Below are 23,283 nucleotides of genomic sequence, written 5' to 3'. Positions count from 1 at the left end.
CGAAAGCCCGCCGTTTTTCATCCCTGCTGAAATCTGCTCAAAAAAAGATCTATCAACTTCTGTGTGATTGATTTATACATGCGTATAAATCAGATCGAAAGCTGCGCAACAGGAACCAGACAGATGAATCCCACCCGGCAAAAACTGCTCGATACCGGCCTCGCCATCGCCACCGAGAAGGGGCTGCGCGGCCTGACTGTGCGCGAGCTGGCGGCGGCGGCCGAGGTGAACCTCGGCTCTTTCGTCTACCACTTCGGCAACCGCGACGCCTTTATAGACGAGCTGGTCGAGCTCTGGTACGCCCCCCTCTATGACGAGCTCAAATCGGTGGCAGCCAAAGGCTCCTACCCCTCTGCCATCGCCATGTTCGAGGCGACCATGGAGGCGCTGATCGGGCTGGTGGCGCGCCAGCGCGGCTTCATCAACCACCTGTTTGGCGATGCACTGGCAGGCGAAGGGGCGGCCCAGCGCTTTCTGCTCAGCCTGCCGCGCCGCCATCCCCTGCTGCTGATCGAACAGGTGCGCAAGGCACAGACGGAAGGGTCGCTGGTCACGGGCCACCCGCTCCAGCTGATGATCTTCATCATGGGGTCGGTCGGCCTGCCGCTGGTGATCGCCGGCAGTGGTCGCCAGCTCGGCTGGCTGCCCGAAGAGGCCGCCCCCTTTCTCAGCCAGATAGACAACCCCGAGGCCGCCAGACAACGGCTGGTATGGGCCCTGCGCGGCCTGCGCCCCAGCGATATGAAAGAAGGAGACGCGGCATGAAGCAACGCATTGCCATCGCAGCCCTGCTGCTAACCGTTATCGGCGGCTACCTCTGGTGGCAGGGGCGCCCCGCCGACGGCTCCATCCTCTACGGCAATGTCGATATTCGCGACGTCAATCTGGCCTTTCGGGTCGGCGGCCGCGTCGATCAGGTGCTGGTCGATGAGGGGGATAGGATAAAAGCCGGTCAACTGCTGGCCCGCCTCGATCCGGTGCCCCTCACCCACAGCCGCGACAGTGCCCGCGCCAATCTGGCTGCGCTCACTGCCGCCAACACCTTGATCCACAAAGGCTATCGCAGCGAAGAGACCGACCGCGCCCGGGCCGCACTGGCCGCCGCCGAAGCCGCTGCGCTGGAGGCCGACCAGCAGTGGCGCCGCCAGAGCGCATTGGCCGCCACCGGCGCCATCTCCCGCGGTCAGCTCGATACCGCCCGCTCCCAGCGGGATCAGACCCGGGCGCAGGTACGCTCAGCCCGCGAACAGCTCGCCCAGCTCGAAACCGGCTACCGCCCGGAGGAAATCGCCCAGTCCGATGCCCAGCTGGAAGGGGCCAAAGCGGCGCTCGCCAGTGCCGAACTGGCGCTGGCAGATGCCAACCTGACCGCCCCCAGCGACGGCATCATCATCAGCCGCGCCATCGAGAACGGCAGCATGGTGCAGAGTGGAGCGACCGCCTTCAACCTCTCCCTGACCACGCCAGTCTGGGTGCGCGCCTATGTGGAGGAGCCCTGGCTCGGCCACTTCCCGAGCGGCGCCAAAGTGACCCTCACCACCGACTCGCGACCGGATCAGCCCTATCACGGGGTGGTGGGATTTGTCTCGCCCACCGCCGAGTTCACCCCGAAATCGGTGGAGACGCCTGACTTGCGCACTCACCTCGTCTACCGGCTGCGTATCGTGGTGCAGGACCCCGACCCGGCCCTGCGCCAAGGGATGCCGGTCACCGTCAGGCTGGCGCTATGAGCTGCGCCATCTCCCTTGAGGGACTCACCAAACGCTTTGGCGAGCGGGTCGCCCTCAACGCCATCTCGGCCACCATTCCGGCTGGCGGCATCACCGGGCTGGTCGGCCCCGACGGCGCCGGCAAGAGCACTTTGCTGCGCCTGCTGGCCGGTCTGCTGATCCCGGAAGCGGGCACCATCCGGGTGCTGGGGCTGGATCCGGTGAGCGAGGGAGATCTGCTGCGTCAGCGCCTCGGCTACATGCCCCAGCAGTTCGGCCTCTACGAGGATCTCAGCGTGCTGGAGAACCTCACCCTCTACGCTGACTTGCGCGGCGTACTGGAGCCCGAACGCACGCCCACCTTTGCGCGGCTGCTCGCCTTCACCGATCTTGCCCGCTTCACCGCACGACCCGCAGGCAAGCTCTCTGGCGGGATGAAGCAGAAGCTCGGGCTGGCCTGCGCCCTGCTCGGCACCCCGGATGTGCTGCTGCTCGACGAGCCGGGGGTCGGGGTCGATCCCATCTCCCGCCGCGCCCTCTGGCAGATGGTGCGCGAGCTGGCCAAGGGGGGAATGACGGTGCTCTGGAGTACCGCCTATCTCGACGAGGCAGAGCTGTGCGACCACGTGCTGCTGATGGCGGATGGCGAGGTGCGCACCAGCGGCACGCCAGCCGATCTGATGGGAGCCATGGCCAGCCGCTGCTGGCTGCTGGAGGCGGGGCAACTGGATGGCCGCGAGCGGCGCGCCCTGCTGCGCCGGGCACTGGCTCACCCGGCGGTGATGGATGGCGCGGTGGCGGGGGAGCGGGTTCGCCTGCTGCTGCACCCGGGCATGACGCCCCCGCCGCTGGCGGAGCTGCAACTGGCCAACGGCGCCTTTCAACCGGCCCAGCCCCGGCTGGAGGATGCCTTTATCGACCTGCTCGGCGGCGGCCCCGGCGGGGAGTCAAGTCTGGCAGCCGGGATGCGGGAAGCCGAACTGCCGCAGGGAGTCTCCCCCGAGGCGGTGATCGAGGCGCGCCACCTCACCAAGCGCTTCGGTGATTTTTCCGCCACCGATGATGTCAGCTTTGCGGTGCGCCGCGGCGAGATCTTCGGCCTGCTCGGCCCCAACGGGGCGGGCAAGTCCACCACCTTCAAGATGGAGTGCGGCCTGCTGCGCCCGAGCGAGGGGCAGGCGCTGGTGACCGGCATCGATCTGGCCCACAGCCCCTCGGCAGCACGCCAGCGCCTCGGCTACATGGCGCAGAAGTTCTCCCTCTACAAGCAGCTCACCGTGGCGCAGAACCTCTCCTTCTTCGCCGGTATCTACGGCCTGTTTGGCCGCCACCAGCAGACGCGGATCGATGCCATGGTGACTGCCTTTGCCCTCGCCCCCTGGCTCGATCAGAAGGCAGAATCCCTGCCGCTCGGCCTGCGCCAGCGCTTATCTCTGGCCTGCGCCCTGCTGCACGAACCGCCGCTGCTGTTTCTCGACGAGCCCACCTCCGGGGTCGATCCGGTGACCCGGCGCGAGTTCTGGTCGCACATCAACGCGCTGGCCGACCACGGCGTCACCGTGCTGGTCACCACCCACTTTATGGACGAGGCGGAGTATTGCGACCGCATCGCCCTCATCTATCGCGGCAAGCTGCTGGCGCTCGGCACTCCGGACGATCTCAAGGGGCTGGCCGCCAAAGAGGCGGCGACCTCTTTGCCAACCGGCTCCTTGCCGACAATGGAAGAGGCCTTTATCACCCTGGTCGAGCGGGCCAGCGAGGAGGACGCATGAGCATCAACCGTCGGCGACTGCTGGCCCTCTGCCGCAAGGAGACGCTGCAAATCGTCCGTGACCCGAGCAGCATCCTCATCGCCTTCATCATGCCGGTGGTACTGCTGGTGGTGATGGGTTACGCCATCAATCTGGATGTGGACCATTTGCGCCTCGGCATCTGGCGTACCGACAGCGGCGCCCCGGCGGTGCGGCTGGAGCAGGCCCTGCGAGGCTCAACCGCGCTGGAGATCCACAGCGGCCCGAGCAAGGAGTCCCTGCTCGCCAGTCTGGCCCGTGGCGAGATCCGCGGCCTGCTGGTGATCGATGACGGCTTCTCCCGCGCGCTGGCCGGTCAGGGCAATGGCACGCCGCAGGCACTGCTGCTGACCGACGGCTCCGAGCCCAACACCGCCAACTTCGTCACCAACTATGTGCAGGGGATCTGGCAGGGGTGGCTCGCTGGCGAGGGGGTCGCCATGCCGGTGTCGATAGAGAGCCGCGCCTGGTTCAATCCGGCGCTGGTGAGCCGCAACTTTCTGGTACCGGGCTCCATTGCGGTGGTGATGACCATCATAGGTGCCCTGCTCACCTCGCTGGTGGTGGCGCGGGAGTGGGAGCGCGGCACCATGGAGGCACTGCTCGCCACCCCGGTCACCAAGGGGGAGCTGCTGCTCTCCAAGCTGCTGCCCTACTATGGCCTCGGCATCATTGCCATGCTGCTCTGCCTGCTCTTCTCGGTGGCGGTAATGGACGTGCCATGGCGCGGCTCCCTGCTGCTGCTCTTTCTGGTCACCAGCGTCTTTCTCGGCAGCGCCCTCGGGCTCGGGCTGTTTCTCTCCACCGTGATGCGCAGCCAGTTCAACGCCGCGCAGGCAGCGCTGATCGCCGCCTTTCTGCCCGCCGTGATGCTGTCAGGCTTCGTGTTCGAGATCGCCAGCATGCCGCCTTGGCTTCGGGCCATCACCCACCTTATTCCGGCCCGCTATTTCGCCAGCTCCCTGCAGACCCTCTATCAGGCGGGTAGCGTCTTCTCGATCCTGTTGGTCAACGGTTTCTGTCTGCTGCTGCTGGCCGGTTTCTGGCTGGCCCTGACCGCCCGCAAGACGCGGCGCACTCTGGAGTAACCCATGCTGATCCGACTCTGGTGGCTGATCCGAAAAGAGCTGCAGGCCCTGATGGGCAATACCCAGGGGCGCTTTCTGCTCATCATGCCGGTGCTGCTGCAAACCGCCCTATTCCCGTTCGCCGCCACTCTGGAGGTGACCGGCAACACGCTGGCCATCTACAACCAGGATGGCGGAGCCCAGAGCCGCGAGCTGCTGGAACGCCTCACCCATATGCCCGCCTTCACCACCATCATCCCGGTGCAAGGCGAGGCGGGCATGACCGAGGCCATCACCGGGCAGCAGGCGCTACTCGGGCTGATTATTCCGGGGGATTTCTCCCGCCGATTGGCGCGGGGCGAACCGGCCAAGGTGCAGCTGATCATCGACGGCCGCCGCTCCAACGGTGGTCAGGTGGCGGCGGGCTACATCAGTCAGGTGATCGCCCGCTGGCAAAGTGAGGGCAAGGGGCAACCCGAACTGGCGGTGCGCAACCTCTACAACCCCAACGTCGAGTTCCACTGGCATATCCTGCCGGCGCTGGTGGCCATCATCACCACCACCGGTTGTCTGATCGTTACCGCCCTCTCGGTCGCACGGGAGCGGGAGGAGGGCACCTTCGATCAGCTGCTGGTCTCCCCCCTCACCGCAGGCTGGATCATGGCGGGCAAGGCGGTGCCCGGCATCATGGTGGCGGTGGGACAAGGGTGCATAGTCGCGCTGGCCGCCCGTTTTGTCTTTCACCTCCCCTTTGCCGGCAGCCTCAGCCTGCTGATGGCGGGCATGGTCTGCTACGGGCTGGCACTGGCCGGGATCGGGCTCTTCATCTCCTCGTTCTGCTCGACCCAGCAGCAGGCCTTTCTCGGGGTCTTCTCCTTCACCGTACCGGCGGTGATCCTTTCGGGCTACATCTCGCCGGTGGAGAACATGCCGCAGGTGTTCCAGTGGCTGGCGGCCATCGACCCCCTCACCCACTTCATCGTGCTGCTCAAGGGGGTCTTCCTCAAGGGGTTTGACTGGTCGGCCGCCTGGCCCCTGCTCTGGCCGCTGCTCGCCATCGCCGGCGTCACCCTGTCGCTGGCACTCGCCATGTTCCGCCGCCATATCGCCTGACACGCCGCCTAGCTCGGCTGATGCCGGTCTCGCCAGTGCGAGGCCGGCCTTTTTCCGCCAGAAGTTTTCACTCCCCGGCAGTTGCTAAACCGTGCTTTCTCTCCACCATCCCTCACTCCACACCAGTGCAGAAATCATCAACTGGTATACCCATTTTTGTATATCTTTGAATTTTATCGAATTACCCCTGACGAGATATATAAATAGACACTTGATTTGCATCAATTGCCCGCCCCTGCCGACTGGGTAGCCTAGCCCCAGAATGATGTTTTATTACTCCAAACTAGAGGCAATCATGAGCAAAGTCAGACTGGTCGTTGTGGGCAACGGCATGGTGGGGCACCGCTTCATCGAAGAGTTGATCGAGCGGGCCGACCCGGGCCGCTACGAGATCACCGTCTTCGGTGCAGAACCCCGTCCCGCCTACGATCGCGTCCATCTCTCCTCCTACTTCTCCCATCACACCAGCGAAGATCTCTCTCTCGTCAAACCCGGCTTCTACGACAAGCATGGCATCCGCCTGCTGCTCGGCGAAGCGGTGAAAAAAATCGACAGGGCCAACCGCGAAGTGCACTCCAACAAGGGCACTGTGGTCGGGTTCGACAAGCTGGTGCTGGCCACCGGCTCCTACCCCTGGGTGCCGCCCATTGCGGGCAGCCAGCACCACGAGTGCTTCGTCTATCGCACCATCGAGGATCTGAAAGCCATCCGCAGCGCCGCCAAGAGTGGCAAGAGCGGGGTGGTGATCGGTGGCGGCCTGCTTGGCCTCGAAGCCGCCGGCGCCCTCAAGGCACTGGGTCTCGAGACCCACGTAGTGGAATTTGCTCCGGTACTGATGGCCGAGCAGCTCGACGGTCAGGGCGGCCAGCTGCTGCGCCGCAAGATTGAATCCATGGGCGTGCAGGTACACACCAGCAAGAGCACCAGCGAGATCCTGATGCATGGCGGCGAGCAGGCGAAACACCGCCTCGCCTTTGCCGACGGCAGCACGCTTGAAGTGGACGTGGTGGTCTTCTCCACCGGCATTCGCCCGCAAGATACTCTGGGCCGTTACGGTGATCTCGCCATCGCCGAGCGCGGCGGCATCGTCATCGACGATCACTGCCTGACCTCCGACCCCGACATCTACGCCATCGGCGAGTGCGCCGCCTGGCAGGGCCGCTTCTTCGGACTGGTAGCGCCGGGCTACAAGATGGCCCAGATCACCGTCGACCATCTGCTCGGCGGCGACAGCTGTTTCGAGGGGGCGGACATGAGCGCCAAGCTCAAGCTGCTCGGCGTCTCCGTCGGCTCCATCGGCGATGCCCATGGTCGCACCCCGGGCAGCCACAGCTATGTGTTTCAGGACGATCAGGCTGGCGTCTACAAGAAGATCGTGGTGAGCGAAGACAACAGCCGCCTGCTCGGCGCCGTGCTGGTGGGTGATGTGGAAGATTACGGCAACCTGCTGCAGATGATGCTCAACGCCCTGCCGCTGCCGAGCCACCCGGATACCCTGATCCTGCCCGCCTACGCCGGTGCCAAGCCGACGCTGGGGGTGGATGCCCTGCCGGAGAGCGCCCAGATCTGCTCCTGCTTCGACGTCTCCAAGGGCGACATCGCCCAGGCGGTGGCCGAGGGTCACACCACGCTGGCCGCCATCAAGCAGCACACCAAGGCCGGTACCGGCTGCGGCGGCTGCGTGCCGCTCATCAGTCAGGTGCTCAACGCCGAGCTGGTGAAGCAGGGCATCGAGGTAAACAACCACCTCTGCGCCCACTTCCAACACTCCCGTCAGGAGCTGTTCCATCTGGTCAAGGTGGAGGGGATCAAGAGCTTCGACGAACTGCTGGCCAAACATGGCCAAGGCTATGGCTGCGAGGTGTGCAAACCGACCGTAGGTTCCATCCTCGCCTCCTGCTGGAACGAGCATGTGCTGAGCCCGCGCAACATCCCGCTGCAGGACACCAACGACATCTTCCTCGGCAACATGCAGAAGGACGGCAGCTACTCCGTCATCCCGCGCATGGCCGGTGGCGAAGTGACTCCGGAGGGGCTGCTGGCGGTGGCCGAAGTGGCCCGCGACTACAAGCTCTACACCAAGATCACCGGCGCCCAGCGCATCGGCCTGTTCGGGGCCCAGAAGGATGATCTGCCCGCCATCTGGCGCAAGCTGCTGGCGGCGGGTTTCGAGACCGGTCAGGCCTACGCCAAGGCGCTGCGCATGGCCAAGACCTGCGTCGGCAGCACCTGGTGCCGCTTCGGCGTGCAGGACAGCGTCGGCCTCGGGGTCTTCCTCGAGAACCGCTACAAGGGCATTCGCACCCCCCACAAGATGAAGTTCGGCGTCTCCGGCTGTACCCGCGAATGTGCGGAAGCCCAAGGTAAGGATGTCGGCATCATCGCCACCGACGCGGGCTGGAACCTCTATGTGGGCGGCAACGGCGGCATGAAACCGCGCCACGCCGACCTGCTGGCTTCTGACCTCGACCGCGAGACCCTCATCAAGCTGATCGACCGCTTTATGATGTTCTACGTCACCAGCGCCGACAAACTGCAGCGCACCTCGGTCTGGCTCGGCAATCTGGAAGGGGGCGTCGACTACCTGCGCGAGGTGATCGTCGACGACAAGCTGGGGCTGGCCGAGACCCTGGAGCGCGATATCCAGACCCTGATCGACAGCTACGAGTGCGAATGGTCGCGCACCCTTAATGAAGAGGAGGCGCTCAAGCGCTTCAGCCACTTCATCAACAGCGACAAGCGCGACCCGGACGTTCAGTTCGTCAGCGAGCGTGACCAGCACAGACCCGCCACTCCGGCCGAGCGCATCCCCGTCTACCAGATCGAGGTGGAAACCAAATGATGAAACTTGCCTGCCAACTCAACGACATCCTGCCGGGCACCGGTGTCTGCGCACTCATTGAAGGTCGCCAGATCGCCCTGTTCCGCCCGAGCGCGGCGGCCGAGGTGTTCGCCATCGACAACCGGGATCCCTTCTTCGCCGCCAACGTGCTGTCGCGGGGCCTGATTTGCGAACACGACGGCGAGCTCTGGGTCGCCAGCCCGCTCAAGAAGCAGCGCTTTCGCCTGAGCGATGGTCACTGCTTCGACAACCCGGCCATGTCGGTGCAGAGCTACCCCGTTGAAGTGCGCGACCAGCAGGTCTGGGTCGCAGTCTAAAGCCAAATTCACTCTCTTTCGGGCCGCCTGAGGGCAGCCCTTTCAAGGACTCACAAGATGTACACGGAAACCATCAACAAGTGCGCCGCCAACGCGGCCCGCATCAACCGCTTCGAGCGCAGCGACAAGCTCGGCTTCTGGCTCAGCTCCGCCATGGCGGGGGCCTATGTGGGCCTCGGCATCATCCTCATCTTCACCCTCGGCAATCTGGTGGATCCCGCCATCCGGCCGCTGGTGATGGGGGCCACCTTCGGCATCGCCCTGACGCTGGTGATCATCGCTGGCTCCGAGCTCTACACTGGCCACACCATGTTCCTCACCTTCGGGGTGAAGGCGGGCAAGATCACCATGGCCGACCTGCTGCGTATCCTGCCGCAGACCTGGGCGGGCAACCTGATTGGCTCCATCGTGGTGGCGCTGATCTACTCCTACGGCGGCAGCCTGCTGCCGGACGCAGGCAGTCTGGCCCACAAGGTGGCGCTGGCCAAGACCCAGGCACCGGCGCTGACCCTGTTTATGAAGGGGATCCTCTGCAACTGGCTGGTCTGCCTCGCCATCTGGATGGCGCTGCGCACCGAGGGTGCCGCCAAGTTCATCGCCATCTGGTGGTGCCTGCTGGCCTTTATCGCCTCCGGCTACGAGCACTCCATCGCCAACATGACCCTGTTCGCCCTCTCCTGGTTCGGCGCCCACTCAGAGGCCTACACCCTGGGCGGCATCGGCCACAACCTGCTGTGGGTAACCCTGGGCAACACCGTCTCCGGCGTCCTCTTTATGGGCCTCGGCTACTGGTATGCCACCCCCAAGGCTGAGCGCCCGGTCGCGGTGAGCGAGACCACCAGCACCGTCAACCAGACCCAAACCGCCTGATCAGGAGGCCCCATGGACTACTTGCCCATCTTTTGCCGACTCGACAACAAACCCGTGCTGCTGGTCGGCGGCGGCGAGGTGGCGGAGCGCAAGGCGCGCCTGCTGCTGGATGCCGGTGCCCAGCTCACCGTGGTCGCGCCCGAGCTCGACCCCGAGCTGGCGGAACTGGCTGCCAACGGCAGCATCGAGTGGCTGGCCGGTGAATTCGCGCCGCAGCAACTGACGGGCAAGTGGCTGGTGGTGGCCGCCACCGATCGGCGCGAGGTGAATGCGCTGGTTTACCAAAGCGCCAATCAGGCGCGGACCTTCGCCAACGTGGTGGACGACCCGAAACGCTCCAGCTTCATCATGCCGTCGATCATCGACCGCTCGCCGCTGATGGTGGCCATCTCCTCCGGCGGCAAGGCACCGGTGCTGGCCCGGCTGCTGCGGGAAAAACTCGAAGCCCTGCTGCCGCAACATCTGGGGGCCGTGGCGACCTTTGCCGGCAGCCTGCGGGAGCGGGTCAAGGCCCGCTTCGCCACCATGGGGGAGCGGCGCCGCTTCTGGGAGCGGCTGCTCGGGGCGGATCGGCTCGGTCAGGCGCTGGCGCGGGGCGATTGCGCCTCTGCTAACCAGCTGGCCGACAGCCTGTTTGCCGATGAAAGCCAAACCGGAGGCGAGGTGGTGCTGGTGGGAGCCGGCCCCGGCGATCCGGGCCTGCTCACCCTGCACGCCCTGCGCCAGATGCAGCTGGCGGACGTGGTGGTCTATGACCGGCTGGTCTCCGACGAGGTGATGGCGCTGGTGCGCCGCGACGCCAAACGCATCTTCGTCGGCAAGCAGGCGGGCAACCACTGCGTGCCGCAGGAGGGGATCAACCAGCTGTTGCTGGAGGAGGCGAAGAAGGGGCAACGGGTGGTGCGGCTGAAGGGGGGCGACCCCTTCATCTTCGGCCGTGGCGGCGAGGAGCTGGAGACGCTGGTCGGCAGCGGCATCGGCTTTCAGGTGGTGCCGGGGATCACTGCGGCCAGCGGCTGCGCCGCCTACGCCGGCATTCCGCTCACTCACCGCGATCACGCCCAGAGCGTGCGCTTCGTCACCGCCCACGGCAAGGGGGGCGCCCGGGATCTCGACTGGCCGCTGCTGGCCAAAGATCGGCAAACGCTGGTGTTCTACATGGGGCTCTCATCCTGCGCCACCATCCGCGAGCAGCTGCTGGCTCACGGCAAGGCAGGCAACACCCCGGTGGCGCTGATCGAGCGCGGCACCCAGCCCTGCCAGCGGGTCATTCGTGGCACCCTAGACCAGTTGCCCGCGCTGGCGGTGGGGGTCGAAAGCCCGGCGCTGATCATGGTGGGTTCTGTGGTAACCCTAGCCGACCGGCTCGCCTGGTTTGGCGAGGCACCACAGGCTCAGCAAGCCCTCGCCTGAGGGATCATCGGCAACTCACCATGAGGCCACCAGCAGGTGGCCTCACTTTTACCTCCCTCTTCTCCCATAACGGTCATAACCTGTTGTTTTAAGTCTGGTATCCTATGGGCATTGAGCCCTTGGCTACCATCTCAGGAATTCATCCCATGTCTCTTCCCATCAAGAACAGCGCCCGGCAGCGCGCGGATGACAGATCCCGCATTCTCACCCTGCTGCTGCGCGATGATGCCCTCATCGACAGCCTGCTCGATCCGCAGGTGGTGCAGGATGCCGAGCAGCGCGATCAGACCAGCGAACTCACTGCGCTGGTCAACGGGTTGCCCGCCGCCGACGTCGCCGATGCGCTGGAATCGCTGCCGCCCGATGAGCGTCATGCCCTGTGGGCGCTGGTGGAGGAGGAGAAGCGCGGACAGATCCTGGTAGAAGCGTCTGAGACAGTCTGGGACAGCCTCATCAGCGGGATGAGCGACAAGGAGCTGCTGCACGCCCTGCGCACCCTGGATATCGACGATCAGATCTATCTGGGCCAGTACCTGCCGCGCAACCTGATGGGGCGGCTGCTCACCTATATGGCCCCCGAAGAACGGGATCGGGTGCGGGAGGTGATCCGCTACGGCAAGCACACCGTCGGCGCCATGATGGACTTCGAGATCATCACCATCCGCCCCGAGGTGAGTCTGGCCACGGTGCAACGCTATCTGCGCCTGCGCGGCAAGATCCCCGCCAACACCGACAAGCTGTTCGTCATCGACAGGCGCAACCACCTGCTGGGGGAGCTGGCCCTCACCACAGTGCTGCTGCACAAGCCCGCCACCCTGGTGAGCGATGTGATGGAACGGGATCCGGTCACCTTCGATCCGGAGGATAACGATGAAGCGGCGGCCCGCACCTTCGAGCGGGATGACCTGCTCTCCGCCGCCGTGGTGGATGGCAAGGGCAAGCTGATGGGCCGCCTCACCGTCGAAGAGGTAGTGGACCTGGTCTATGAGGAGAGTGACACCGACCTGCGCCGGATGGGGGGTATCAGCGAGGATGAAGACGTGTTCGCCCCTGTCTCCAAGGCGGTCAAGACCCGCTGGGCCTGGCTTGCCATCAACCTCTGCACCGCCTTTGTCGCCTCGCGGGTGATCGGCCTGTTCGAGCACACCATCTCCCAGCTGGTGGCGCTGGCGGCGCTGATGCCCATCGTCGCCGGGATCGGCGGCAACACCGGCAACCAGACCATCACCATGATAGTGCGGGCGCTGGCGCTGCAGCACATTCAGGCGGGCAACCTCTCCTTCCTGCTGCTGCGGGAACTCGGCGTCGCCTTTATCAACGGGCTGGTGTGGGGCGGCACCATGGGGCTTGCCACCTATCTGCTCTATCAGGATGCGGCACTCGGCGCCGTGATGACCCTGGCCATGATGCTCAACCTGCTGGTGGCCGCCCTGATGGGGGTGATTATCCCCATGACCATGACCCGCCTCGGCCGCGATCCGGCAGTGGGGGCCAGCGTGATGATCACCGCCATCACCGACACCGGCGGCTTCTTTATCTTCCTCGGGCTGGCAACCCTGTTCTTGCTGTAAACCGTGCGTTGAAAACAACAAGGGAGCCACTGGCTCCCTTGTTGTTTCAGGTGCGTTTGCCCGCCCCTGCCGTTGGCTGCTTATCGCTTGTCAGCGGTGATCAGCAGGCCATTGGAGTCGGGGAAACCGATGACCAGCGCATCATTTTTGTCATCCATGGTAAAGGCGGTGACATAGGCGACGCTGTTATCCATCGCCCTGGCCAGAGCGGCATTCCAGAGGTTCTCGATCGGCGTGGCTGCGGCGGATTGCTTGAAGTTGCACTTGCCAAATCCGGTCATGGTCAACTTGCTCAACCCTGCGGTGGCACTCCCCTCGCCCACCAGCGAACAACCCGCTGCCGGAAACTCGATCGCCACCGTCAGCTTGCCACCGTTGTTGGTGGTATCCACCTTGCCCACCATGTCACTGCTGAAGCCATCGCTACCCGTTGCACTCCAGCTGGCCGTGGTCACCGCTTTGGTGGTCAGGGCCGTCACCGCCACATGACCGCTGAAACCGGAATAGATGGGGGCGTTGTCGGAGAAGGTGGTGCCATTCCGGGTGAAATCAAAAACCCAGCGCTTGATCTCCTTGCCCTGCAGATCGATGACCGGCTGATCCTGGAAGGTGATGAGGTTGTGGTTGTTGCTTACCGTGCTCACCGCAGTGCCGCTGCCGAGCCGCTCGCTGGTGCGGGTCAGCTGCACCGGGTAGATCCCGTCCTTGTCGGCTTTCTGGTCAGCCTGACCTAGCCACTGGCTGTTGGTCTCGATCTTGCCTGCCTGATGTTCCACCCAGACACCCCAGCGCTGCACGGTTTCACCCTTCGGGTAGACCAGCGCCAGACCATCCAGATCCTTGATCATGCGCGGCGTCGCCTTGTCGCCATCGCGGCTCATCAGATTCGCTTGGTAAAGACCCGCCTCCGGCAGGGCCAGCGGCACCCGTTTGGCAATGCTGTTGGCCGCTTTTTCGCTGTCACAGGCAGACAGGGCCGCAGCGCAGGCGATGGCCAGCAGCGCTTTGTTGTGCATTTTCATGAGTTTTTATTCCTTGCTGTCGCTTTGTAATTTTTAGATGCAATCAATCGCCGCTGAATTTAAGGGAAAGGTCATCTATCAGTCGAATGGAGATCTGTAACCAACCATTACAGCCTCGCAGGAGCGGCAGGCCGCGCAGCTTGCCCCGACCGCACTGCGGTGACGACAGGGTGACTCACGGCGGAAAAGCCGCGAAAGTAGCGGCCCGAAAGAAAGACAAAAAAGAGATTAAAATCAGAGTCATAACTCTATTAACAGGAGGGTAATTAGCCCGAATTGCCAGCCTGCTCACAATCGGATTCTTTTGCTGTCGATAGAATGCACCACGCTGGCATACCCATAACAAGAGAATCCAACAATGAAAACCACCCTCAAACTGAGCGCGGTGGCAGTTATCTTTTTGCTGTCCGGCTGTGACGACAACAACTCTCAGGCCCCCGGTGATCTCACCCTGCGGCTGATCGAAACCTCTGATATCCACTCCAACCTGCTGAGTTACGACTACTACCAGAACAAGCCGGATGCCTCGCTGGGCTTTGCCCGCACCGCTGTGCTGATCCGCAAGGCCCGCGAAGAGAACGCCAACAACTTGCTGATCGACAACGGCGACCTGATCCAGGGCACCCCGCTGGCCGACTATATCCACGACCAGCAGGTCAAACAGCAGTGGCTGAGCAAGCAGACCCACCCCGCCATCAAGGCGCTCAACACCATGAGCTATGATGTCGGCAACCTGGGCAACCACGAATTCAACTTCGGTCTCGACTTCCTCTCAGAGACCCTGAAAGGGGCCAACTACCCCTACATCAACGCCAACGTCTTCCAGGCCGATGCCTTCAGCCGTGATGGCAAGGGCACCATCGACTGGAGCAAGCAGAAGTTCAAACCCTATGTGGTGCTGGATCGTCAGGTGAAGGATGCCAACGGCAATACCCAGACCATCAAGGTCGGGGTGCTGGGGCTGACTCCACCCCAGATCACCCAGTGGGACAAGCGCAATCTGGAAGGCAAGGTGGTGGTGGCCGATATGGTCGAGACCGCCGAGCACTATGTACCCGAAATCCGCGCCAAGGGCGCTGACATCGTCGTGGTCGTGGCTCACACCGGCATCATAGGTGACCCGCGCGAACCCATGATGGAGAACGCCGCCCTGCCGCTGGCCAAGGTAAAGGGGGTCGATGCCCTGCTGCTGGGTCACGCCCACCGCGCCTTCCCGGGCGACTACCCCAACATGACCGACGTGGACAACGAAAAAGGCACCCTGGCGAGGGTACCGACCGTGATGCCGGGCGTCTGGGGCAATCACCTCGGCATCATCGACCTGCACATGACCTGGAGAGAGGGTCGCTGGGAAGTGGCCTCCAGCCAGTCCCAGCTGCGCAAGATCGACAGCAGCGCCACCAGCACCGAAGATCAGGCGGTAGTCGATCAGGTCATTGCCGAGCACGAGCAGGCCAACCAGTGGCTGGACGAGCCCCTCAGCAAGATCACCAAGCCGATCCACAGCTTCTTCGCGCTGGTGCAGGATGACCCCTCCATCCAGCTCGTCAGCGACGCCCAGCTGTGGCATGCCAAGAAGCTGCAACAGGATGGTCAGCTCAAGGAGAAATGGCCCATCCTCTCCGCCGCCGCGCCATTCCGTGGCGGTCGCAACGGTCCGACCGACTTCACCTATGTACCGGCTGGCGATATCTCCCTGCGCAACGTGGCCGACCTCTATGTCTACCCCAACACCCTGCAGGTGGTCGCCATCAATGGCGCGACCGTACAGGAGTGGCTGGAGAAGAGTGCCGTCCAGTTCAACAAGATCGATGCCGCCAGCACCGCTACCCAGTGGCTGGTGAACGAGAAGTACCGCACCTACAACTTCGACGTGATCGACGGGGTGAACTATCAGGTCGATGTGACCAAACCCGCCCGTTACGATGTGGATGGCAACAAGGTGAGCGACAGCTATCGCATCACCAACCTCACCTATCAGGGCAAAGCAATCGACCCGGCCCAGATGTTCTACGTGGTGACCAACAACTACCGCGCCAGCGGTGGTGGCAACTTCCCGGGCATCAACGCCAAGGTGATCGTCCATGAAGATCAGTTCGAAACCCGCGAAGTGCTCTCCGAATACCTCAAGGATCTGGCAGAGAAGAATCCAGCCGGTTTCGAGCCCCCAGCAGACAACAACTGGCAGCTGGCCCCCCTGCCCGCCAATCTGGATCTGCGCATCTACAGCTCGCCACGCAGCGAGGCGCAAGCCCTGACCGGTGGCAAGCTGAACTATGTAGAGACCCTGCCGCCCACCGATGCCAAACACCCCGGCTTTGGCGTCTACAAGCTGGTGCTGGCTCCCTGAGCCTCAGAGTTCATCCGGCAATAACCTCTGCAACCCCCTCCTGATACGAGGGGGTTTTTAATGGTACTGGCAGCGGGATATGCACCTGTAAGCCAGCCGCTACCCGCAGCAACTCGCGCAGCCCATTTATCCCTTCACGCCATCGCCTCCCTCTGTCGAACCATCCAGATCCCGGCTGTTCTGTCCCATCCCGCCCATAAAAAAACAGGCCCACCGAAGTGGGCCTGCTGTTATTTGCTTGGGTGGGAGTATCGCAATCAAAAGCACTACTCCCGCTCCTTCACATAGGGGGTACCGAGCGCCTTGGGGGCCACCGCACGGCCGATAAAACCGGCCAGCAGGAACACGGTCAAGATGTAGGGCAGTGCCTCGATGGCCTGCACCGGAATGGCGAAGCCCCCGATGCTGACCCCTTGCAGGCGGATGGCGACCGCATCGAGGAAACCGAACAGCAGACAGGCGGCCATGGCATTCCAGGGGCGCCACTTGCCGAACACCAGCGCCGCCAGTGCCATAAAGCCCTTGCCCGCACTCATGTTGGGGATGAACTGGGCCGTCTGGGCCACCGCCAGATAGGTGCCACCGATACCAGCCAGCAGGCCGCCAATGAGGAGCGCGGTGTAGCGCATCCGCACCACAGAGATACCGGCGGTATCGACCGCTGCGGGTGCCTCACCCACCGCCCGCAGACGCAGACCGAAGCGGGTACGGAACATCACCCACCAGGCCAGCGGTACGCAGGCAAACGCCACGTACTCCAGCAGGGAGTGGCCGCTCAGCAGCTCGCTGTAGAGCTGGCCGATCACCGGCACATCCCACAGCTCCTTGGCATAGGGCAGATCGATGGGGGCGAAACGGGCATCGCCGGAGAGCGCCGGGGTCTGGCCACCCTGATCGAACCAGTAACGGCCCAGGGTGACGGTCAGACCGGCCGCCAGAATGTTGATGGCCATGCCGCTCACCACCTGATCACCGCGGTGGGTGATGGTGGCAAAACCGTGCATCAGGGCAAACAGGATGGAGACACCCACCCCGGCCCCCAGACCTACCCAGGCAGAACCGGAGACCGCCGCCGCCGCACCACTGGCGAACGCTGCCGCCAGCAGTTTGCCTTCCAGCGCGATATTGACCACCCCGGAGCGCTCGCAAAACATGCCCGCCATGGCCGCCAAAATGAGGGGCGGCGCGGTACGAATGGTCGCATCCAGCATCAGGATCAGAATTTCAAACATGATCAGACTCCTTTAGCTTGCGCGGCTGAGCGGTTGGCAAACGCCAGATAGAGCTGCTCGATGCGCGGACGCATCATGTGCTCAAGGGCGCCACAGAACAGGATCACCAGACCCTGCAACACCACCACGATGTTGCGGTCGACACCGAACTCGAAGCTGAGCTCGGCGCCCCCCTGATAGAGGAAACCGAACAGCAGGCTGGCGATGATGACGCCAACCGGATGGTTGCGCCCCATCAGCGCCACCGCGATACCGGTGAAACCGAACCCTTCCACGAAGTTGAGCTTGATCTGGTGCAACTCCCCCTGCAGCACGTTGAGGGCAAAGAAGCCCGACAGCATGCCGGAGATGACCATGGCCAGGATCACCACCTTGGGATAGGAGATACCGGCGTAGGCAGAGGCACTCTGGCTGGCGCCGACCGAGCGGATCTCGTAACCCCAGCGGGTGTGCCAGATAAAGACCCACACCAGCGCCGCACAGATCAGCGCCCAGAAGAAGCTGATATTGAGCGGGCTGTTGGGGATCTCCATCCCGAACAGGTTCGCCAGCCCGCTCATCTTGGGCAGCCAGCTTGCTTCGGCAAACACCTTGCTCTCGGTCGCCATCGAGCCGGGCGGCTTGAACACCTCCACCAGCAGATAGGCCATCAGGGAGGCGGCGATGAAGTTGAACATGATGGTGGTGATCACGATGTGGCTGCCGCGCTTGGCTTGCAGCCAGGCCGGAATAAAAGCCCAGGCGGCACCGAACAGACCACCGGCAATGATGGAGAGCGGCAACAGCAGGGCAAACGGCAGCACATCGCCAAGCATCAGACAGACCAGACCGACACCGAGACCACCGATATAGGCCTGACCTTCACCACCGATGTTGAACAGCCCGGCGTGGAAGGCGACCGCCACCGACAGACCGGTAAAGATAAAGCCGGTTGCGTAGTAGAGGGTGAAGCCAACCCCTTCACCGGTGCCGAACGCGCCGTACCACATGATCTTGGCGGCATCGACCGGGTTGATGTCGAGGTAGTAGAACAGAATGGCCGACACCAGGAAGGCCAGCAGGATGTTGACCGCAGACAAGACGCCTACGGAGACCCAGGCAGGAATACGTACTTGGCTCATCAGTGGGCCTCCTTGGCAACGTCATCAGGAACGATATTCGCCATCATCAGGCCGATAGTGCGCTCATCCGCCTTGGCACCATCCAGCTCGCCGACGATGCGGCCATCGGCAATGACCAGAATGCGATCTGCGAGGCTCATGATCTCGTCCAGCTCCACCGAGACCAGCAGCACCGCCTTGCCCTTGTCGCGCATGGCGATGATCTGCTGGTGGATATATTCGATGGCACCGATGTCGACCCCGCGGGTCGGCTGGCCGATCAACAGCACATCCGGGTCCTGCTCCACTTCACGGGCGATCACCAGCTTCTGCTGGTTACCACCGGAGAAGTTGGCGGTCTTGTGATCGGGATGGGGCGGGCGCACGTCCCACTTCTCCATCTTGGCCTGACAATCCTGCTGGATCGCCTCCTTGTTCTGCAGCCACCCCTTGTTGTATTGCGGGCGACGGTGATAACCGAGAATAAAGGCCTCTTTCGCCTCGAAGCGGTTGATCAGCCCCATCTTGTGGCGATCTTCCGGCACATGACCGAGGCCGTAATTGCGCACCAGCTCGGGATCGGCCGGGTGCTCCGCGCTCACCTTGTGCACGCCGCTGCGGCTGCTGATGGTGAAGCCACCCTTGCTCGGCTTGAGAATGCCGCCAAGCAGACTGAGCAGTTCGGACTGGCCGTTGCCGGAGACCCCGGCGATGCCGACCACTTCACCGGCCCGCACTTCGAAGCTGACCGATTTGACCCGCTCCACCTTGCTGGCGTCGAAGTAGCTGAGCCCTTCGATCTTCAGCTTGGCTTCACCGGGCTGGGTTGGCCCCTTGTCGACCTTGAGGCGTACCTTGCGACCCACCATCAGCTCGGCCAGCTGCTCCTTGTCGGTATCCTTGGTGGCGACGTGGGCCACCATCTCGCCACGGCGCATGATGGAAACCTGATCGGTAATGGCCAGGATCTCCCGCAGTTTGTGGGTGATAAGGATGATGGTCGCCCCCTGATCCCGCAGCTTTTTCAGCACCTCGAACAGGTGATCCGCCTCTTGCGGGGTCAGTACCCCGGTCGGCTCGTCGAGGATCAGGATGCGGGCGCCGCGATAGAGCGCCTTGAGAATTTCGACCCGCTGTTGCAAGCCAACCGGCAGATCTTCGACCTTCTCGTGCAGCGGCACGTCGAGGCCATAATCCCGCGCCAGTTCGCCAAGCAGCTTTTCGGCTGACGCCACGCTCTGCTGAAGGTGCCAGCCGTTCTCAGCGCCGAGGATGACGTTTTCCAATACGGTGAAGTTATTGACCAGCATGAAGTGCTGGTGAACCATGCCCACCCCTGCGGCAATCGCATCTTGTGAGCCATGGGGTTTGAAAGGATTCCCGTCGATCAGCATCTCGCCTTTGTCGGCATGGTAGAAACCATAAATGATGCTCATCAGGGTGGACTTACCGGCGCCATTTTCGCCGACAATGCCGTGGATACTGCCTTTGCGAACCTTAAGGTCGATCAGCTTGTTGGCGTACACTTCGCCGAACCGCTTATCGATACCTCTTAATTCGATGGCATAGCGATCTGTCTGGTCCATGATGCAGCCCTGCGTTTCATGAAATAAGACTAAAAACCGGCCCGTGCGGGCCGGTGGTGCGTTGAGAGTCGTAGCAACTATCTAATTAGTATTTGCAGGTGTTATCGCTCATGTAGTCATGAACCTTGACCTTGCCAGCGATGATTTCAGCCTTGATGGCATCCACCTTGGCTTTCATTTCCGGGGTGATCAGCTTCTCGTTGTCCTTGTCGAGTGCCCAATCCACACCGCCTTCGGCCAGACCCAGGTTCTTGATACCCGGCTTCCACTCGCCTTTGGCAGCGTCATCCCAGGTCTGGTAAGCGGCCAGACCCACAGACTTGACCATGGAGGTCAGCATGGTGCCCGGTTGCAGGTGGTTCTGGTTGGAGTCCACACCGATGGCGAACTTGCCGCTGTCCTTGGCTGCCTGATAGACACCGATACCGGTACCGCCAGCTGCGGCGTAAACCACGTCAGCCCCCTTGGCGAACTGGGACTTGGCCAGCTCGGCACCTTTGGCCGGGTCAGCAAACGCGGCCGGGGTAGAGCCCGCCATGTTCTGGAACACTTCGATCTTCGGGTTGACGAACTTGGCACCCTGCTCGTAACCGCACTGGAATTTGCGGATCAGCGGGATATCCATGCCGCCCACGAAGCCGACCTTGCCGCTCTTGGAAGCGATGGCAGCCAGTGCGCCCACCAGGAAGGAACCTTCATGCTCCTTGAAGATAACGGACTGGACGTTCGGCTTGTCGACCACCATGTCGATGATGGTGAACTGGGTTTTCGGGAATTCGGTCGCAACCTTCTCTACCGCAGAACCCATGTTGAAACCGACCGCCACGATCGGGCCGTTGCCACGGCTGGCCAGACGACGCAGACCCTGCTCGCGCTGGGCTTCGTTCTGGGGTTCAAACTCTTTGACCTTGACGCCCTTGTCCTTGTTATAGAGCTCGACGCCGTTACGGAACACGGCTTCGTTGAATGATTTGTCATACTTGCCCGCGGTGTCATAAATGACGGCTGGCTCGGAAGCAGCCTGAGCAGAGAGAGCAGCGAGAGTGAGGGAGGCCACGGTGGCCAGCTTGAGCACTTTAGTCACGATCGTATCCTTGATTGTTATTAAGTGAGGGAACTTGCTTGCCTGTCAGAGCAGGCTATCTAGCACGCAGGCTTACTCTAAGTCAGCCCCGATGCGGGTCAAGCAAATGATAAGGGAAAAACGTTTGCGTTAACGGTTTGAATTCTAAGCAAATAACCTTATAAGCAGTTGTTTTTTAGCTATTTTTCAGTTTTTTATGCTAGCAAGCAAAAGACCCAAACGACATTTCTCTTATTGTTCAGCAAGTTACTGTAAACCGTTTTCCCCTGTTATTCATCCAGCCCCCCGGCAAGCCCGTGATCTGGCTCGCAAAATCCCCACAAACCGCGCGAGCAAGGATTGGCTACAGCTGGGAACGACCAACACTCACAGACCCTCTCTCTAATACTCTCCAGTCAACATTCCCTAACCAACAATCAGCCCCCGCTTCCACTTTGTTGAGCAAGCTCACAATTCATATGAACTCGAGATCCAGATCAAGTTGAAAACCATATGAGCCCCTGTATGATGCCCGCCGCATAGATCTCAAATGAAACTAACAAAAACATCAATTGGGCTTCTTTTGCATCAATTCATGCCACCCATTCTGACTTCCTCAGCCAGGTGCCGGTGACATATGCATCGTTGTTTCAGGAAAATAAAAATGAAAAAAAATATTCTGGCTTTATCGGTTGTGACGGCGTTATCCAGCTTGGCGCTGGCAGGTTGTGGCGGTGGTGGCGACGGTGCCAGCACAGATAATGGCAATAACAGTGGCAATGGTGGAAACGCCACCAAACCTGCGTTGACTGCCACCTTTATTGATAGTGCGGTAGCCGGTTTGAACTACACCTGCGGCAATTACTCGGACGTCACGAACTCGCAAGGTCAGTTCCTCTTTAATGACGGTGACACCTGTACCTTCAAACTGGGCTCAATCCCGCTTGGGGAAACTCAGGTTAAAAAGGGCCAGACCCTGGTAACCCCATACACCATCGCCGAGAAAGGTGACAAAGATCGCGCCATTCGTATCGCTGCACTGCTGCAAACTATGGATGCTGACGGTGATGCAAGTAACGGGATTACTCTGAAAACAGAGGATGTGGTCAAGCTAGGCAACACTCTTCGTTTTGGCAGCGATAACGAGTTTAACACTAGCCTGAATGAGGCCCTGAAACAGGCGCAGATCGACAAAAAAGTGGTTGATACCAAAGCAGCCGAAGCACATATGAATGACTCGCTGGCCAAAGCTAATGGCAAATCTGCCGCCGTAGATTATGTGCTGCGCGACCTGGTGGAACAGAGCAAGCGTTGGGAACAGACTGACTTCGAAAATACGCTGCGCGGCTATAAAGATCGCTTAAGCACCGAAGCAGATGAGCAAGGCAAAGCCGATCGCCAGATCATGCTGGCGATTATCGCCATGATGGAAGTGACCAACGACCCAATCGTCAGCAAGCGCTTCGATGTTACACCGTCACAGGCTGGCCAGGGTTATACCACCATGCTGGCGAAAGTGCTGGATGCAGTGGTTAACCATGCTCGCCTGACCGCTAAAGAGGCCACTGGCAATACCAAGGACGTAGCAGACCTGCTGGCAAAATATGCCGTCAAGATGCAGGAAACCGCCAATAGTCTGGGCAATATTGTTAACCCGGAGTACAAGGCCGCCTACGGCGATAGCGATAAGCTGACGCTCTCCTACGATCAGGTTCGCGCCCTGCGTGCCAGCGCCATCGCTATGGCTTCTGGTCTGAATATCATGGCCGCATACCACTATGGTGATGATCGCCACTTGCAGCCCAAAACGGAAGAGTTGTCAGTACCCATTCTTAATTTTGAAGAGACTGGCATTGCGCACATCTACGGTAATCCAGCCTATCCATGGTTTCAGGGGAATCAAAGTAGCTGGAAATTTTCTCTCCTGAATACACAGATCACCGCAGAGTACACTGATGCAGATGTAAATCCCGCTCTGCTCTGGCAAGACCCCCAATTCTTCGTGATCACTCAGGCCGACCGTCTCAAGCTGGCTCGTACCCAACTGGCTGAAGCCGCCAAGCTGACTGCCAATCTGGGGAATGCCCTGACATCTCTACATCTCGATGCAGAAGAGGCCAAGAACACCCTCAAGCTGGCTGAAGCACTGGATAAACACCTGATGCGTATTCCGGCGAAGTTGAACAGCCATTCCGGCCAACGTGAACACCCTGATCCTTAACGCGCTCACGTCATCCC

General features: G+C 61.8%; 17 protein-coding genes. 12 read left to right on the top strand and 5 right to left on the bottom strand.

Annotated elements, in window-relative coordinates; all coding sequences use genetic code 11:
• Positions 1-123: 123 nt before the first annotated feature.
• The 10 genes from NOM06_RS10860 (at position 124) to mgtE (ending at position 12,692) form a co-directional block, all read left to right on the top strand.
• Positions 124-765 carry a TetR/AcrR family transcriptional regulator gene (locus NOM06_RS10860; protein ID WP_255911617.1) on the top strand — a complete coding sequence of 214 codons (642 nt, stop codon included), beginning with the start codon at positions 124-126 and terminating at the stop codon, positions 763-765.
• Positions 762-1,730 (top strand): secretion protein HlyD, encoded by a 969-nt coding sequence (hlyD, locus tag NOM06_RS10855; protein ID WP_076494089.1) that lies wholly within the window; start codon positions 762-764, stop codon positions 1,728-1,730. The genes NOM06_RS10860 and hlyD overlap by 4 nt, the downstream gene beginning before the upstream one ends.
• Complete coding sequence (locus tag NOM06_RS10850) at positions 1,727-3,481, top strand: ATP-binding cassette domain-containing protein (RefSeq protein ID WP_255911615.1); 1,755 nt, start codon at positions 1,727-1,729, stop codon at positions 3,479-3,481. The genes hlyD and NOM06_RS10850 overlap by 4 nt, the downstream gene beginning before the upstream one ends.
• Positions 3,478-4,587, top strand: a complete 1,110-nt coding sequence (locus NOM06_RS10845) for an ABC transporter permease (RefSeq protein WP_255911613.1) — start codon at positions 3,478-3,480, stop codon at positions 4,585-4,587. The genes NOM06_RS10850 and NOM06_RS10845 overlap by 4 nt, the downstream gene beginning before the upstream one ends.
• A gap of 3 nt (positions 4,588-4,590) precedes the next feature.
• Positions 4,591-5,679, top strand: coding sequence for an ABC transporter permease (locus tag NOM06_RS10840; RefSeq protein ID WP_005355575.1), 1,089 nt, complete (start codon positions 4,591-4,593; stop codon positions 5,677-5,679).
• 295 nt (positions 5,680-5,974) lie between these two features.
• The gene (nirB, locus tag NOM06_RS10835) at positions 5,975-8,521 is read left to right on the top strand and encodes a nitrite reductase large subunit NirB (protein ID WP_255911611.1); all 2,547 of its coding nucleotides are present in this window, start codon (positions 5,975-5,977) and stop codon (positions 8,519-8,521) included.
• Positions 8,521-8,838 (top strand): nitrite reductase small subunit NirD, encoded by a 318-nt coding sequence (nirD, locus tag NOM06_RS10830; protein ID WP_041202829.1) that lies wholly within the window; start codon positions 8,521-8,523, stop codon positions 8,836-8,838. The genes nirB and nirD overlap by 1 nt, the downstream gene beginning before the upstream one ends.
• A gap of 57 nt (positions 8,839-8,895) precedes the next feature.
• Complete coding sequence (nirC, locus tag NOM06_RS10825; protein ID WP_255911609.1) at positions 8,896-9,708, top strand: nitrite transporter NirC; 813 nt, start codon at positions 8,896-8,898, stop codon at positions 9,706-9,708.
• Positions 9,709-9,720: 12 nt separating this feature from the next.
• A complete protein-coding gene (gene cysG / locus NOM06_RS10820) occupies positions 9,721-11,121 on the top strand; it encodes a siroheme synthase CysG (RefSeq protein ID WP_255911607.1) in 1,401 nt (466 codons plus the stop codon).
• 146 nt (positions 11,122-11,267) lie between these two features.
• Positions 11,268-12,692 (top strand): magnesium transporter, encoded by a 1,425-nt coding sequence (mgtE, locus tag NOM06_RS10815; protein ID WP_255911605.1) that lies wholly within the window; start codon positions 11,268-11,270, stop codon positions 12,690-12,692.
• Positions 12,693-12,772: 80 nt separating this feature from the next.
• Here the strand turns inward: mgtE and NOM06_RS10810 are convergent, their stop codons facing one another.
• Positions 12,773-13,714 (bottom strand): hypothetical protein, encoded by a 942-nt coding sequence (locus NOM06_RS10810; RefSeq protein WP_255911603.1) that lies wholly within the window; start codon positions 13,712-13,714, stop codon positions 12,773-12,775.
• 358 nt (positions 13,715-14,072) lie between these two features.
• Between NOM06_RS10810 and NOM06_RS10805 the strand changes: the two genes are divergently transcribed.
• A complete protein-coding gene (locus NOM06_RS10805; RefSeq protein ID WP_255911601.1) occupies positions 14,073-16,064 on the top strand; it encodes a bifunctional 2',3'-cyclic-nucleotide 2'-phosphodiesterase/3'-nucleotidase in 1,992 nt (663 codons plus the stop codon).
• A gap of 266 nt (positions 16,065-16,330) precedes the next feature.
• Here the strand turns inward: NOM06_RS10805 and NOM06_RS10800 are convergent, their stop codons facing one another.
• The 4 genes from NOM06_RS10800 to NOM06_RS10785 all read right to left on the bottom strand — a co-directional run bounded on the left by NOM06_RS10800 (position 16,331) and on the right by NOM06_RS10785 (position 21,066).
• The gene (locus tag NOM06_RS10800) at positions 16,331-17,296 is read right to left on the bottom strand and encodes an ABC transporter permease (RefSeq protein ID WP_005340795.1); all 966 of its coding nucleotides are present in this window, start codon (positions 17,294-17,296) and stop codon (positions 16,331-16,333) included.
• Positions 17,297-17,298: 2 nt separating this feature from the next.
• Positions 17,299-18,417 carry an ABC transporter permease gene (locus NOM06_RS10795; RefSeq protein ID WP_005357011.1) on the bottom strand — a complete coding sequence of 373 codons (1,119 nt, stop codon included), beginning with the start codon at positions 18,415-18,417 and terminating at the stop codon, positions 17,299-17,301.
• A complete protein-coding gene (locus NOM06_RS10790) occupies positions 18,417-19,982 on the bottom strand; it encodes an ABC transporter ATP-binding protein (RefSeq protein ID WP_100644783.1) in 1,566 nt (521 codons plus the stop codon). Before NOM06_RS10790 ends, NOM06_RS10795 begins: the two co-directional genes overlap by 1 nt.
• Positions 19,983-20,067: 85 nt before the next feature.
• Positions 20,068-21,066 carry a BMP family protein gene (locus NOM06_RS10785; RefSeq protein WP_005340803.1) on the bottom strand — a complete coding sequence of 333 codons (999 nt, stop codon included), beginning with the start codon at positions 21,064-21,066 and terminating at the stop codon, positions 20,068-20,070.
• A gap of 643 nt (positions 21,067-21,709) precedes the next feature.
• Between NOM06_RS10785 and NOM06_RS10780 the strand changes: the two genes are divergently transcribed.
• Positions 21,710-23,266 (top strand): hypothetical protein, encoded by a 1,557-nt coding sequence (locus NOM06_RS10780; protein WP_255911599.1) that lies wholly within the window; start codon positions 21,710-21,712, stop codon positions 23,264-23,266.
• The last annotated feature ends 17 nt before the right edge of the window (positions 23,267-23,283 follow it).

The sequence above is a fragment of the Aeromonas sp. JL9 genome, from assembly GCF_024436075.1.
Classification (GTDB): domain Bacteria; phylum Pseudomonadota; class Gammaproteobacteria; order Enterobacterales; family Aeromonadaceae; genus Aeromonas; species Aeromonas veronii.
This window is presented reverse-complemented; position numbering and strand designations above follow the sequence as displayed.